The organism is Bacillus sp. LR--39, from assembly GCF_053613335.1.
This window is the reverse complement of sequence record NZ_JBSIOT010000002.1, coordinates 795,175-808,901: the sequence shown is the minus strand read 5'-3', so window position 1 is coordinate 808,901 and position 13,727 is coordinate 795,175. Positions and strand designations below refer to the sequence as shown.

Below are 13,727 nucleotides of genomic sequence, written 5' to 3'. Positions count from 1 at the left end.
CGTTCAGCTTGCGCTTTCGGTTTGTTTCGTTAATGTGACGTTCAGCGTCTTTTTGCTTCCGTTTCTGAGCACTTGAACAGTCGTTTTATCGCCGATTTTCAGCTGGTTATATAGGATCTGTCTGATATCGGCGCTGCTGCCGACATCTTTGCCGTTCAATTGTACAATGACGTCATTGGATTTAATGCCCGCTTTCGCAGCCGGTGAGCCGGATTGCACTTCTTTTACGTAAACACCCTTAGACAGCTGGTCGCCGAACAGTCCGAGCGTGTTTTCCTGATAGGTTTCCGGCACTTGCGACATGTCAATCATCTGCACACCTAAAAATGGGCGCTCGACTTTTCCTTTTGCAAGGAGCTGGTCGACTATCGGTTCTACATCATTGCTCGGAATGGCAAAGCCGAGTGACTCCACGCCGTTTTCACTGACTTTCATGCTGTTGATCCCGATGACCTGGCCGCTTGAGTTGATTAACGGGCCGCCGCTGTTTCCGGGGTTAATCGCCGCATCCGTCTGAATCACGTTCATTTCCACCGTGCCTTGGGATGTATCGGCGTCTACCGTTCTGTTCAGCCCGCTGATGACACCTTGTGTGACGGTGCCGGAAAACTGCTGGCCGAGCGGGTTGCCGATGGCAATCACTTTATCGGCAATGCGGAGCTTGGAGGAATCCCCGAAGCTGGCCGCTTTTTTGACATTGGACGAGCTGATTTCCAATACGGCCAAGTCACTGATGGCATCCTTTCCGACAAGCTTTGCCGTTTCGGTTTTCCCATTGTAAAGAGTGACCGACAGTTTGTTCGCCCCTTCTACGACATGGTTGTTTGTAATGATGTACGCTTTTTCGCCGTCTTTTTTGAAGATGACGCCTGATCCCGTGCCGCTCTCCGTTTCAGAGCTTGAACCGCCGTCAAGTCCGAACTGGCTGCTTTGCGAAGCTTGGTAGTTGGACACTCCCACAATCGCGGGCTCCAAATCTTCCACCATATCCGCTACGCTTGAGGTATTTTTCAAAGGCGTTGACGTAAAATTCGAAGACTGAACTTGTTTCGTATCAGAAACGGCTTCTGTCTTATGCTGCTCACTCGGCAGGTTCGGCACAATGCCAAGCACGAGGCCGCCGCCGATAATGCCGCCTAAAACCGGGCTCAGCCAAGCAGCTCTCCGTTTTTTTTCTTTTTTCACGGCAGCCGTTTTTTCAAATTCCGTACCGGCCGCCGTCTCGTTTTCCGCTTCTTTCGAGACGGGCTCTTCAAGCAGCTCGGGCTCCTGATGGCTGATCCGCTGCTGTTCATTTCTGTTTTGTTCCGTATGTGAAAGATCTGACTGATCGCGGCTTCTGCCGTCATCTCGATGATCATTCATATTCACGCACACTCCTTCAGCATGTTTTCATTCTATCGATTACATATTCATCGCATGTACAAATTCTATTGTCCCAATAATAAGGAGAAAAGCAAAGCTCCAAAACAAAATGTGTTTGAACATGTTATCTTCCCCGCTTTTTTTCTTCCTTTCTTCCCTTATACACATCATAAACAAACATTGTGGGATAAAAATGAAAAGAATATGTGAAATTATGAAAATGCGGCTTGAGTGTGTTAAAACTAGTATAATGACGTTGAAAGGATGTGAAATGCCTTGTCATACACCATTTATCTAGTTGAAGATGAGGATAACCTGAATGAACTGCTCACAAAATATTTAGAGAATGAAGGCTGGAACATTACATCTTTCACAAAAGGCGAAGATGCCAGAAAGCAGATGCAGCCGTCTCCCCACTTGTGGATTCTTGACATCATGCTTCCGGATACGGACGGCTATACATTGATAAAAGAAATAAAAGAAAAAGATCCCGATGTGCCGGTCATTTTCATTTCCGCGCGGGATGCCGATATTGACAGAGTCCTCGGGTTAGAGCTTGGAAGCAATGATTATATCGCCAAGCCTTTTTTGCCGAGAGAACTTATTATACGGGTCCAGAAGCTGCTCCAGCTCGTGTATAAAGAACAGCCCGCTCCCAAAAAAACCGGCATCACCGTTTCTTCCTACAATGTGATCGAAGACGCCCGAGAGGTTTATGATGAAACCGGCAGCCTGGTCAATTTGACGTCTAAGGAATTTGATCTGCTGCTTTTATTTCTTCACCATAAAGGACACCCCTTTTCCAGGGAAGACATTCTGCTGAAAATATGGGGCCATGATTATTTCGGCACTGACCGGGTGGTCGATGATCTTGTGCGGAGGCTGAGAAAAAAAATGCCCGGGCTAAAGGTTGAGACCATTTACGGATTCGGCTACAGGATGATGACGTCATGAAAAATAAGCCGCTTGCTTTTCAAATATGGGTGGTCATCTCAGGCATCCTCTTAGCCATTTCGATTCTGCTTCTCGTGCTGTTCTCAAATACGCTGCGTAATTTTTTCACGGATGAAACGTATACGACCATTGAAAATGAACAGCATGTACTGACGGAGTACCGGCTGCCCGGATCGATCGAGCGTGGATATTACAGCGAGGATGCGACCGCTCCGACGACTTTCCGATCCGTTCAGCACGTTCTTCTGCCTGAACGGGAGGAATCGGCCAGTGACAAAGACTTGAACTACTTTTCTTCTTCCTTTATCCATAAGGTGTACAAGCTCGCGGGCCGTCAGCACAGCGTCACGAAACGATACAGCGCGGACATCAGCGGGGAAAAAGTGTTTTTCGTCATTAAAAAAGGCCTCACCATTAACGGCCAGGATGCGATGATGCTGTCTTACGCCCTTGATTCTTATCGTGATGATCTGGCATTCACCCTGTTCAAGCAGCTGCTCTTTATCATTGCCGGCGTGATTTTGTTAAGCTGGATTCCGGCGATTTGGCTTGCCAAATATCTCTCGCGGCCGCTCGTTTCCTTAGAGAAGCATGTCAAACGGATTTCAAAACAGGATTGGGATGATCCGGTCATCGTCGACAGAAAAGACGAAATCGGAAAATTAGGCCATACCATTGAAGACATGCGGAGCAAGCTGGTGCAAAAAGACGAAACGGAAAGAACGCTCCTGCAAAATATCTCTCATGATTTAAAAACGCCTGTCATGGTGATAAGGGGCTATACTCAATCAATAAAGGACGGGATTTTTCCTAAGGGGGATTTGGAAACCACAATTGATGTCATTGAAGGCGAAGCAGAAAAACTTGAGAAGAAAATTAAGGATTTATTATATTTAACGAAGCTTGATTATTTAATGAAGCAGCGGGTGCACCATGAGACATTTGACATTGTGAAGGTCACGGAAGAAGTCATTGAACGGCTCAAATGGGCCCGGAAGGAATTATCGTGGACCGTTGAAACAGAAGATGCATTAATGATGCCCGGTGATCCGGAACAATGGAGCAAACTTCTTGAAAACATTCTCGAAAATCAAATCCGCTATGCAGAGACGGCGATTCACATTCGGATCAGCCAAAATCAGCAGCAGATTGTCATGACGGTTGAAAATGACGGGCCTCCGATTGAGGATGAGATGCTATCCAGCTTGTACGAGCCTTTTAATAAAGGGAAGAAAGGCGAGTTCGGCATAGGACTCAGCATCGTAAAACGGATTTTAACCCTGCATAAAGCATCAATTTCAATTGAAAATGACCAATCGGGTGTAATCTACCGAATTATCATACCAAAGTAGACTGTAGTGTTTCATTGCAGTCTTTTTTTTATGTGAAGGAGTAGCCGTTAAAATCTCTGTAGTTTGTTTTCAGCGGTTTTTGGCATTGATGAACCCATTTCTTTTCACAAATTGTCTTTTTCGGATATTTCACCTTTTCGACTTTAATTCCTCTGTTTCGCAAGCGGCTGATCATTTCATCTAATTCTTTCATTTTCAGATTCACCCTTTCGCCAGAACTTTGACCATTCGGTCAGCTCACTTTATAATATAAATAAAACAAAACAAAAAAACAAGTTACAATCAGGTTAAATTTACGGAATATCAATATGACCATATAGTCATACATGAGAAGCACAAGCCAGCCTCCTGGCTCCGAAAGGGTGGAACCATTGAAGGAAAAAGAAAAGCTGATCATTGAAGCAGCAATAAAACTGTTTGCCCGAAAAGGGTACAAATCTACATCGGTTCAGGAAATCGCCGATGAATGCAAAATCTCAAAAGGCGCTTTTTATCTTTACTTTCCTTCCAAAGAAGCACTGCTTCTATCCATGCTGAATTACTACTATGATAAAACGTTTACCCGAATCACGACGATCCAAACGGAGGGTGACAGTCCGAGAGCCGCTTACCAAAAACAGCTTGCGGTGTTTTACGAATCGATTCTCGCCCATCAGGATTTTATTACCGTGCAGATGAAAGACGGTTCACTTCCTTATACCGAAGAAGCGGCGCAGTGCGGAAAGAGAATCCGCCGGTCGATCCTGCAGTTTCATATCGACAGTCTTCTTGCTATTTACGGAGAAAAAGCTGAACCATACACAGCCGAGCTTTGTTTTTTAATAGAAGGAATCAGTCAGATGTATCTTGAATATCTCATTCTGACCGGCCGGTCCGTACAGCCTTCGCTTCTGGCAAATACCGTGATTCACAGAATTGATGACATCGTAAACGGAATGGCGGACAGACATGATGAAGCGTTTATTTCTCTTGATGAGGCAAGCTCACTGTTTGGGCCCCTTCATAACGGGCAGCCCGATCCTTTAAGTCAATCGATCTTGCAGACCCTCCGCACGCGCATCGGCACGATGGACAAGGCGCAAGCATCTGAATTTACCGAGAGCTTGGATATTCTGGAAGCGGAAATGAAGAAAAAGTCGCCGAAACCGGCAATCATCAAAGGAATGATTTTGAATTTGAAGGAATCCGACCTGCTGGCTGAAGATGCAGAACAGCTCAGATTTTTACTGAAACAGCAGTTTATTTAGAAGAACGGCCGCAATGACTGCAGCCGTTCTTTCATTTTATGCTTTCGGGTGCACCATATCTTCCGGACGCACCATTTCATTAAATTGTTCTTCTGTCAGAAGGTTCAGCTGTAATGCCGCTTCTTTCAGCGTCAGGCCTTCTTTGTGGGCAAGCTTGGCGATTTTCGCGGCGTTTTCATAACCGATATGCGGGTTAAGCGCCGTAACAAGCATTAATGAGTTAGAGAGATTTTCCTGAATCGTCTCTTGGTTCGGCTCAATACCGACAGCGCATTTGTCATGGAAGGAATTCATTCCGTCACTGAGCAGCTGCACGGTCTGCAGGAAGTTATAAATGATAACCGGTTTGAAGACATTCAGCTCGAAGTTTCCTTGGCTGGCCGCAAATCCGATTGTCGCGTCATTTCCCATCACTTGCGCGGCGATCATTGTCAGCGCCTCACTTTGCGTCGGGTTGACTTTGCCCGGCATGATAGAGCTTCCCGGCTCATTTTCAGGAATGACGATTTCGCCGATTCCGCAGCGCGGGCCGCTAGCCAGCCATCTGACATCGTTGGCAATCTTCATCAGGTCGGCAGCCAATGCTTTTAACGCGCCGTGAACGTGAGTGATTTCATCATGGCTTGTCAGCGCATGGAATTTGTTAGGCGAACTCTTGAATGTCTGCCCCGTTACTTTTGTGATTTCTTCCGCGACGAATTCACCGAACTGCGGATGGGCGTTGATTCCCGTGCCGACTGCCGTGCCTCCGATGGCAAGCGCGCGGATTTTTTCCGTTGACTCAAGAATCATTTCTTTCGAACGGTCAAGCATGTATACCCAGCCGCTGATTTCCTGTCCGAGCGTCAGCGGAGTGGCGTCCTGCAAATGCGTGCGTCCGATTTTCACAATATCCTGATAAGCTTTCGCTTTTTCATCAAGCGTCGCGCGCAGCTGATCAAGCGCCGGAACGAGCTGCTCATATACGGCAAGAACCGCCGCAACGTGCATCGCCGTCGGGAATGTATCGTTTGAGCTTTGGCTGCGGTTAACGTCATCATTCGGATGAATCTTCAGCTCGGAATTTTTTTCTTTCAATAAAGCAGTCGCGCGGTTGGCCACCACTTCATTCATGTTCATGTTGCTTTGCGTGCCGCTTCCCGTCTGCCAGACAACGAGCGGAAAGTTATCGTCGTATTTTCCGTTTAAAACATCGTCACATACAGCGGCAATCGCCTGTGCTTTTTCAGACTCTAAGTTGCCGAGGCGTTCGTTCGCGATCGCTGTGCTTCTTTTCAATATTGCAAACGCCTTCACAACTTGCTGAGGCATTTTTTCTGAACCGATTTTGAAGTTCTCTTTGCTGCGCTGTGTCTGAGCGCCCCAAAATTTATCTGCCGGAACTTTAACTTCTCCCATGGTGTCTTTTTCAATTCTGTAGTCCATTTATGTATCCCTCCATAACAGTTGCTTCACCCTGAGTATTATTCGCCAGTAACAGATGAAACCCTTTTTATTTTTCGGCCTTGGCCGTTTTTAATTTCAGCTCAAGATAGACGCGCGAATCCTTAGAGTATTTATACTTCGGATTTGTTTTACGGTATTCTTTCGACGTGTAAGCCACTTCGTAATGCGCTTCAAATGATTTGATGAGCTGTTCAATTTCTTCGGCATTTCCTGCCAGTCTGACTTGTGCCACATCTCTCCTCCGCTTTCATAAAAAAACTTGTACCATTAAATACTTTATCATAGTATATCATTTTTTTAACAGGAAAAGATAACCTCAATTAAGGATTGGAAGGCGGGTGACTGTCGATGGCGCAATCGGAATTCAAGGAATACATACACGTTAATCTGGCACTGGTGCTTCCCCACGTAGAGCAGAATGATGACCTGGTTCAAAATAAAAAGATGCTTCCGAACGGGCTTGTTTTTTATTATATGTATCTGAGTGAAATGAACGACGAAGACAAAATAAAAGAAGCGATTGAAACGCTGCTTCGGGAGGAAGACACTCTGACGCTAGATACGGTGGCGAAACGTCTTGATAAAATCGACGCCCGTCCCGTCTTTACGTCGAAGGAAGCCGTCATCTCCATTCTGCGGGGAAAATGCGCCGTGTTTATTAACGGACTTGACAGCGTATACATTTTGTCCACGGGAAAAAGAGAAAAAAGAAGCGTGAATGAACCCACATCCGAAAAGGTCGTAAGAGGTCCGAAAACCGCCTTCATAGAAGATTCTGATACAAACGTCGCCATGATCAGGCAGCGCACGAACCATCCGAAGCTGAAAACGAAAAAGATTCCGATCGGAGAAAATAAGTTAAAATACGCCACGGTCATGTACATAGATGATAAAGCGGACCCGTCTGTCGTCAGCGATGTTGTAAAGCGCCTCAGCGAAGTGAAGATGGACGACATCCAGGATTCCGGAACGCTTGAGGAGCTTATTGAGGATAATAAGTATTCGCCCTTTCCGCAAATACAAAATACGGAACGGCCTGATAAAGTCTCTTCCGCCTTGTTCAACGGCCGCGTCGCCATCCTTGTCGACAACTCGCCGTTTGCGCTGGTGGTCCCGGCTTCTTTAGGAATTTTAATGCAGTCGCCCGATGATTATTATGAACGGTGGATTTCCGCCTCGCTCATCCGGGCGCTGCGGTTTACATCTATTTTTATCACGCTGTTTTTTTCGTCCATTTATATCGCCCTCGTTTCGTTTCACCAAGGGCTGCTGCCGACGACGCTCGCAGTCACCATCGCGGCGAACAGAGAAAACGTTCCCTTCCCGCCTATCATTGAAGCGATGGTAATGGAAATTACGATAGAGCTGCTGAGAGAAGCGGGCTTGAGGCTTCCCAGCCCGCTCGGCCAGACGATCGGATTGGTGGGCGGAGTCGTCATCGGCCAGGCGGCCGTTGAAGCGAATATTGTCAGCTCCATCATGGTCATCGTGGTCAGCATTGTCGCGCTCGCTTCATTTACAGTGCCGCAGTACGGGATGGGTCTGTCGTTCCGTGTGCTCCGTTTCATTTCGATGTTTACCGCGGCAGCTTTCGGGCTGTACGGCATGATTTTATTTATGCTGGCGATCTACACTCATTTATCGAGACAGCGAAGCTTCGGTTCTCCGTATTTCTCGCCGAATGGATTTTTCAGCTTAAAAAACGCAAACGACTCTATTCTCCGTCTCCCTATTAAAAATCAACCAAAAGAGGCGAAAAACATAAATGAGCCAGAAAACAACTCACAATAAGCTTACAAGCTATCAAGGGACAGCATTGATTTCAAACACGATGCTCGGCGCGGGACTCCTCACCATGCCGCGTGCGCTGTCAGCAAGGGCAAATTCGCCGGACGGCTGGATCGCGTTATGTCTGGAAGGCGTCATCTTTATCTTTTTGATTTATCTCAATACGCTCATTATGAAAAAGCATCAGTACGGATCATTATTTGATTATATGAATGAAGGACTCGGCAAATGGGCGGGAAATATCGTCAATCTTATGATCTGTCTCTATTTTATAGGAGTCGCCAGCTTCGAAGCCCGGGCGATGGCGGAAATGGTCAAGTTCTTTTTATTGGAAAGAACGCCCGTGCCGGTCACGCTGTTTATCTTTATCGCCTGTTCCGTTTATTTAATTATCGGCGGCATGAGCGATATCGGCAGGCTCTTTCCTTTCTATTTAACGATTACGATCATTATTTTGCTGGTGGTGTTTTCCTTCAGCTTTAAAATATTTGATCTGGACAACCTGCGGCCGGTGCTCGGGCAGGGTTTTTCTCCCGTTATGGCTTCCTTGACCGTCGTTTCTGTTTCCTTCTTGGGAATTGAGATTATGCTGTTTCTCCCCGAGTACCTCAAAAATAAAAAGCACACATTCCGCATGTCGGCCATGGGCTTTGGCATCCCGATTATTTTATACATCATTACCTACGTTCTCGTCGTCGGCGCGTTAACCACCCAGGATGTCAAAACAATGATCTGGCCTACGATCGCGCTCTTTCAATCATTTGAAATCAAAGGGCTTTTTATTGAAAGGTTCGAGTCCTTTTTGCTTGTTGTCTGGATCATCCAATTTTTCGCCACCTATGTCTCGTACGGGTATTTCGCGACATCTGGCCTGAATAAAATTTTCGGGCTGAAGCAGAAAAAAGGGATCATCTTCGTAGGGATTGCGACATTCTTCGGATCATTGATGCCAAAAGACGGCAACAAGCTGTTGATGTTCAGTGATATTCTCGGCTATATCTTCTTGGTTTTCTTTTTGCTGCCTTTGCTGATGTTTGGAGTCGTCGCTGTGAAAAGGAAGGTGAAAAAAGCACAATGAAGAAATACATCGTAATCTTTCTTTGCTCATTGCTTTTGACGGGATGCTGGGACAGCCGTAATATAGAAGACTTGAGCCTCGTTATCGGAGTCGGGCTCGATAAACCTGAGGAAGAAAACGTGGAAGTGACGCAGCAGATTCTGATCCCTCAAAAAGCAAGTTCCCAGCAGTCGACATCAAGCAATCCGACAAAGGTGACTTCCACTTCCGGGGAAACCGTTCACCAAGCCTTAAGGACGGCGTCGTTAAAAAACCACCCCGCTTTCTCCCAGCACTTGCGTATCATGCTGTTTTCCGAAGCGCTGTTAAAGGACGACATTCCGCTTGACGCATTGATGAACCAATTTATCAGAGACAACGGTACGAGAAGAAGCTGCAATGTGATGACGGTGCCGGATAAAACGAAAGATATTTTCAAAATCAGTGACCAGGGAGAACCTGCGTCAAATACGATCTATGACTTAACGGAGAATAATTCGGTCACCATCCGGATGATGGAGCCCGTGACATTGGGGGAAATATCAGAGAAAATCGCCAAAGGCGAGACCTTTGCCCTTCCTCAAGTGCGCCAAGTGGGCAGCAGACTGGAAATCTGGGGCGCTACCATTATTAAAAATAAATTCTGGTATGCGAATTTAACGCCTTTACAAGTCCAGAATATGAACCTGTTCACAGGCACGGTAAAGGGAGGCGTCACGTTTGCAAAGCATGACAATCATTATTTATCCTTCGAGGTATTTTCCAGCAAATATAATGTAAAAACAAAATATAAAAATGGAAAATTCAAGTTTATCGTCACCCGGTTTGTTGAAGGCCGTCTGTCTGAGGATTGGAACCCGAAAGAAGATTCTTTCAAGGAGTCCTATATAAATGAAATCAAAAACGCGGTAAAACGCAGCATTCATTCAGATGTCATGGCATTCATTGATTACATGCAGCATGAGTTGAAAGTGGATATTACCGGGTTAGGCGATCAAGTCCGAATTCATTATCCCGGTAAATGGAAAAAGATATCCTCTGACTGGGATCATCATTTCAGTGAATCGGATATTGAATACAAAGTCAAAGTCGCCATCAGGGATTTCGGAACAAAGGGAATGTCCCAATGACCCCGTCCCTCGGGAGAGTGTGCTGGCGCCGCTCTCCTTTTCTTATGTCACGAGATGGTTGCGGTGGGCATATACGGCTGCCTGCGTGCGGTCACTGACATCAAGCTTTGACAATATATTCGTAATGTGGGTTTTCACCGTTTTAATCGTAATGAACAGCTCTTCACCAATCTCTTTATTCGTCTTGCCTTCCGCGACGAGACAGAGGATTTCCAGTTCTCTTTTTGTCAGTGTTTCATGCGGAAGCTGATTCTCTGAATGGCGGAGCCTTGACAGCACTTTTCCCGCCACCTTCGATTCAAGCTTCGGTTCGCCCTTGGCAGCCGCTCTGATGGCTTCGGCTATTTCTGCAGCCTTGGACGTTTTCAGCAAATAGCTTAGCGCTCCCGCTTCGATCACCGGATACACTTTGTCGTCATCAATGAAGCTCGTCAGCACGATGATTTTCGGGTCATTGAGTTTCGCGCAGATCTGTTTTGTCGCTTCGATGCCGTCCATGCCGTCCATGACAAGGTCCATTAAAATCACATCCGGCAAAAGCTCTGCGGCCAGATCGACGCCCTGCTGCCCGTCTGATGCTTCACCGGCGACTTCAATGTCCGGCTGTGCTTCTAAAAATGCGGCCAGACCCATCCTGACCATTTCATGATCATCAATCAGTAACACTCGAATCACTGTCGTTCTCTCCTTTTGTTTTCTGATAAATCGGGACTTTCACGTCGATCTGCGTGCCTTTTCCCTTTACGGAGATGATTTCCGCTATGCCGCCGATTTCACTCGCTCTTTCCTTGATGGAATGCAGGCCGTATGAAGATGCTTTCACTTGATCCATCGTAAAACCCGCCCCATTATCAATAACTTTAAGCTGAAGTTTTTGATGTTTCGCGCCGAGCCTGACGGTGACCTTGGTCGCCTTTGAATGTCTGAAAACGTTGGAAAGCGCCTCCTGCACGATGCGGAACAGATGGTCTTCAACGCCTTTTGACACACCCGTATCGCTGATGTCCCACTCAATATCCAGCGGCTGCTTCGCTTTGAACTCTTTTAACAGCTCAATCAGCCCTTCTTTTAAGCCTTTTCCTTCTAAAGTGACGGGCCGCAAATGCAATAGCAGCGCTCTCATCTCGTTTTGCGCTTCCCCCGCCATATGTTCAACCATGCGAATCCGTTTGACGATTTTGTCATCCGCATCTTTCACCTGCTCTAAGACGGCGGATGTCATCATAGAAATGGCAAAGAGCTGCTGGCTGACGGCATCGTGCAGATCGCGCGCCAGCCGCTGGCGTTCTTCAGTGATGACCGATTTTTTCATTTGATCCTGCCATTCCGCCCGTTCGTTGGAGAGCTTTTGCAGCGATGTGACCTGGAGCTCGACCCGCTTGGCCATTTCGTTGAGCTGATCTGCCGCCAGACCGATTTCATCATCGCCGAGCGGCGGCACCCGATAAGCAAAATTGCCGTTTTCAAATTTCAAAACCGCTTCAATCAGTGTATCCATTCTTGTTTTCAGGCGGCCGCCGTATACATAACCGGAAATCAATCCCGCCGAAAGAGACGCCAAAAGCAGGATGACCACAAACGGAATACCGAACCAGCCGGAAGAAAACAACAGCATCGGGTCAAGCCCGTAATACAGCAGCATCAGCGTAATAAACACCGCGCAAAGGAGCAGACTGAGCCCCGCGGTCATCCGCATGGCGCGCCACTGAATATTGGCGAGTAATTTTTTCCTCATAAATACTTCACATCCACATCGCCGATGAATAACGAAATTGAAATTTTAATCCGCCGCGGCGAGTCGCCGTACTCAGACGATACTTTATACAGATTCGGGCTCATGCCGCTTTTCTTAGAGCCGAGCAGGTTCATATCGCCGATAAAAGCCGATGAACTGACGGACACCTCGATATCCGGCGGGACGTACACATCGACATTGCCGATGACACCGCTGATGGTCATCGTGCTTTCTCCTTCGGGAATCATCGCTTTTGACAAATCAATTTTCACATCGCCGATGAATCCGGAAACATTTAAATCATTCAGCTCAAACGGGTCCTTCATCATCCGCAGCTCGCCGATAAAAAAGCTGCGGAGGTCCGGCTGTCTGCTTTCCGTCTGGGCGGAAGACTTTGGCTGCTCTTCTTTTTCAAGATTGATTTTCTTCTCTTTATGTTCATAGACGCGCTTTCCTTTCAGGAGCCTGTAGCCCGCGTAGATGAGAAAGGCGGCGAAGGCATAGCCGAACAGGTTAAAGGTGGCGCTGAACAGGTTCCTCAAAAATAAAAAAGCGGCGAAGATATACAGGACGGAGCCGAGCCAGCCGCGGGAATATTTATTAAAAATATAGCCTGTGATCAGAAAAAAGAGCGGCCAAAACAAGAAGTCGCCGATGCCGATAATACGCAAAAACATGCTGACGCCTAATAAGGCGATGATAAGTCCGAGAATCTGTTTTTTTGCCATCAGCTGCTTGCCCCTCCTTTCCTTGACTATTGCAGTGCAATATTGCCGCTCGTCACTTTTATATCAATCGGCCTGGCGCCGCTGCCTTTCATGCCGGTAAATGCCCCGCCTTCCTTACTCGTTTTCTCAAAGGAATAAGACGGCCGGATCCTTCCGCTTGCCGTCTCGGCGTTCACCGTAAAACTTCCGTCTTTCGGCAGGCTGATCGCTGCGCTGCCGCTCGCAAGCCTGACGGATACGGGAGCATCAGCCGTCTCAAGCGAGGCGTCGACACTGCCGGAAGCGACCCGCACGTCAAGGGCCCCCGCCACATGTTGAAGCCCGACATGTCCCGAGGATAAGCGGACATCCCCCGTTTTTGCCGCAAGGCCTGCTGCTGTGAGATTGCCCGACAGCCCCTTCGCTTCAAACACATCCGTCTTCACGTGCTTCAGCGACATATTCCCGCTTACAGAACGGACGCCGAGGTGCGCAAGAGACAGCCCCTTGTTTCCGTCAACGGCAATGCTGCCGTTTGATGTATGGACGGTGATATCCCGATGATAATCATACGGAATGCGGACAATCAGCAGAGGGCGCTGAAAGAGATTCAGAAATTGGAACCCTTTCTCCTTCGCTTTGAGATTGAGGGTCTTTCCCCTGCTTTGGACAAACATTTTCCCCGCCGGTCCCGTCATGTTTGCCGCGATATCATTCCGCGCTTCCGCGATGATTTTCACATCCGTCTGTTCCGATGAAACCGACAGGCTGTTGACGGCACGCGGCGGTATGCTTGCCGACTCCGCTTCTGTTTCGTACAGCGGAAAAAAACGCCCGGCAAACACTTCTTTCACCAAAAACAGACAGCAGATCAAAACGGACGCCGCCATCAGTCCTTTGGCAATCTTACGCTTCATTACGTTCCATCCTTTTTCATTCATTTTAT

Annotated in this window: 14 protein-coding genes; 6 read left to right on the top strand and 8 right to left on the bottom strand. The window is 47.3% G+C overall.

The features are described from left to right. Nucleotides 1–3 precede the first annotated feature (3 nt). The gene (locus tag ACWHAR_RS13815) at nucleotides 4–1,365 is read right to left on the bottom strand and encodes a S1C family serine protease (RefSeq protein ID WP_032876597.1); all 1,362 of its coding nucleotides are present in this window, start codon (nucleotides 1,363–1,365) and stop codon (nucleotides 4–6) included. A 276-nt stretch (nucleotides 1,366–1,641) separates the two neighbouring features. Between ACWHAR_RS13815 and ACWHAR_RS13810 the strand changes: the two genes are divergently transcribed. Both ACWHAR_RS13810 and ACWHAR_RS13805 read left to right on the top strand, forming a co-directional pair. Further along, nucleotides 1,642–2,319 carry a response regulator transcription factor gene (locus ACWHAR_RS13810; protein ID WP_032876594.1) on the top strand — a complete coding sequence of 226 codons (678 nt, stop codon included), beginning with the start codon at nucleotides 1,642–1,644 and terminating at the stop codon, nucleotides 2,317–2,319. Next, nucleotides 2,316–3,671 (top strand): sensor histidine kinase, encoded by a 1,356-nt coding sequence (locus ACWHAR_RS13805; protein WP_032876591.1) that lies wholly within the window; start codon nucleotides 2,316–2,318, stop codon nucleotides 3,669–3,671. Before ACWHAR_RS13810 ends, ACWHAR_RS13805 begins: the two co-directional genes overlap by 4 nt. A gap of 28 nt (nucleotides 3,672–3,699) precedes the next feature. Here ACWHAR_RS13805 and spxO read toward each other — a convergent pair whose 3' ends face one another. Further along, complete coding sequence (gene spxO, locus ACWHAR_RS13800; RefSeq protein WP_007410067.1) at nucleotides 3,700–3,864, bottom strand: anti-adapter protein SpxO; 165 nt, start codon at nucleotides 3,862–3,864, stop codon at nucleotides 3,700–3,702. 178 nt (nucleotides 3,865–4,042) lie between these two features. Here spxO and ACWHAR_RS13795 point away from each other — a divergent pair, with 178 nt between their 5' ends. After that, a complete protein-coding gene (locus ACWHAR_RS13795) occupies nucleotides 4,043–4,918 on the top strand; it encodes a TetR/AcrR family transcriptional regulator (RefSeq protein ID WP_017418948.1) in 876 nt (291 codons plus the stop codon). 36 nt (nucleotides 4,919–4,954) lie between these two features. On the opposite strand, the gene fumC is transcribed toward ACWHAR_RS13795, so the two are convergent. Continuing rightward, nucleotides 4,955–6,343 (bottom strand): class II fumarate hydratase, encoded by a 1,389-nt coding sequence (gene fumC, locus ACWHAR_RS13790; RefSeq protein ID WP_032876589.1) that lies wholly within the window; start codon nucleotides 6,341–6,343, stop codon nucleotides 4,955–4,957. A gap of 67 nt (nucleotides 6,344–6,410) precedes the next feature. Then, nucleotides 6,411–6,596 carry a YvzF family protein gene (locus tag ACWHAR_RS13785; RefSeq protein ID WP_003151806.1) on the bottom strand — a complete coding sequence of 62 codons (186 nt, stop codon included), beginning with the start codon at nucleotides 6,594–6,596 and terminating at the stop codon, nucleotides 6,411–6,413. A 116-nt stretch (nucleotides 6,597–6,712) separates the two neighbouring features. On the opposite strand from ACWHAR_RS13785, the gene ACWHAR_RS13780 reads away from it, so the two are divergent. The 3 genes from ACWHAR_RS13780 to ACWHAR_RS13770 are packed head-to-tail and all read left to right on the top strand — an operon-like array spanning nucleotide 6,713 to nucleotide 10,339. Then, a complete protein-coding gene (locus tag ACWHAR_RS13780; protein WP_032876586.1) occupies nucleotides 6,713–8,155 on the top strand; it encodes a spore germination protein in 1,443 nt (480 codons plus the stop codon). Further along, nucleotides 8,130–9,230 (top strand): spore germination protein, encoded by a 1,101-nt coding sequence (locus ACWHAR_RS13775; protein WP_032876583.1) that lies wholly within the window; start codon nucleotides 8,130–8,132, stop codon nucleotides 9,228–9,230. The genes ACWHAR_RS13780 and ACWHAR_RS13775 overlap by 26 nt, the downstream gene beginning before the upstream one ends. Next, nucleotides 9,227–10,339 carry a Ger(x)C family spore germination protein gene (locus tag ACWHAR_RS13770; protein WP_007613667.1) on the top strand — a complete coding sequence of 371 codons (1,113 nt, stop codon included), beginning with the start codon at nucleotides 9,227–9,229 and terminating at the stop codon, nucleotides 10,337–10,339. Before ACWHAR_RS13775 ends, ACWHAR_RS13770 begins: the two co-directional genes overlap by 4 nt. 42 nt (nucleotides 10,340–10,381) lie before the next feature. On the opposite strand, the gene ACWHAR_RS13765 is transcribed toward ACWHAR_RS13770, so the two are convergent. Genes ACWHAR_RS13765 through liaG form a run of 4 tightly spaced genes read right to left on the bottom strand, consistent with a single transcriptional unit; the run spans nucleotide 10,382 to nucleotide 13,698 of the window. Continuing rightward, complete coding sequence (locus tag ACWHAR_RS13765; protein WP_003151798.1) at nucleotides 10,382–11,014, bottom strand: response regulator transcription factor; 633 nt, start codon at nucleotides 11,012–11,014, stop codon at nucleotides 10,382–10,384. Then, nucleotides 10,992–12,074: a two-component system sensor histidine kinase LiaS gene (liaS, locus tag ACWHAR_RS13760; protein ID WP_003151796.1), complete on the bottom strand. Its 1,083-nt coding sequence runs from the start codon at nucleotides 12,072–12,074 to the stop codon at nucleotides 10,992–10,994. The genes ACWHAR_RS13765 and liaS overlap by 23 nt, the downstream gene beginning before the upstream one ends. Next, entirely contained in the window at nucleotides 12,071–12,802 is a 732-nt protein-coding gene (gene liaF / locus ACWHAR_RS13755; RefSeq protein ID WP_032876580.1) for a cell wall-active antibiotics response protein LiaF, read from the bottom strand. The genes liaS and liaF overlap by 4 nt, the downstream gene beginning before the upstream one ends. A gap of 26 nt (nucleotides 12,803–12,828) precedes the next feature. Continuing rightward, nucleotides 12,829–13,698 (bottom strand): LiaG family protein, encoded by an 870-nt coding sequence (gene liaG, locus ACWHAR_RS13750; RefSeq protein WP_032876577.1) that lies wholly within the window; start codon nucleotides 13,696–13,698, stop codon nucleotides 12,829–12,831. Nucleotides 13,699–13,727: the final 29 nt, after the last annotated feature.

Bases quoted from the DNA above. Each gene is read 5' to 3' on its own strand.
- ACWHAR_RS13815 (WP_032876597.1), bottom strand. From the start codon at position 1,365: ATGAATGATCATCGAGATGACGGCAGAAGCCGCGATCAGTCAGATCTT.
- ACWHAR_RS13805 (WP_032876591.1), top strand. From the start codon at position 2,316: ATGAAAAATAAGCCGCTTGCTTTTCAAATATGGGTGGTCATCTCAGGC.
- spxO (WP_007410067.1), bottom strand. From the start codon at position 3,864: ATGAAAGAATTAGATGAAATGATCAGCCGCTTGCGAAACAGAGGAATT.
- fumC (WP_032876589.1), bottom strand. From the start codon at position 6,343: ATGGACTACAGAATTGAAAAAGACACCATGGGAGAAGTTAAAGTTCCG.
- ACWHAR_RS13780 (WP_032876586.1), top strand. From the start codon at position 6,713: ATGGCGCAATCGGAATTCAAGGAATACATACACGTTAATCTGGCACTG.
- ACWHAR_RS13775 (WP_032876583.1), top strand. From the start codon at position 8,130: ATGAGCCAGAAAACAACTCACAATAAGCTTACAAGCTATCAAGGGACA.
- ACWHAR_RS13770 (WP_007613667.1), top strand. From the start codon at position 9,227: ATGAAGAAATACATCGTAATCTTTCTTTGCTCATTGCTTTTGACGGGA.
- liaS (WP_003151796.1), bottom strand. From the start codon at position 12,074: ATGAGGAAAAAATTACTCGCCAATATTCAGTGGCGCGCCATGCGGATG.
- liaF (WP_032876580.1), bottom strand. From the start codon at position 12,802: ATGGCAAAAAAACAGATTCTCGGACTTATCATCGCCTTATTAGGCGTC.
- liaG (WP_032876577.1), bottom strand. From the start codon at position 13,698: ATGAAGCGTAAGATTGCCAAAGGACTGATGGCGGCGTCCGTTTTGATC.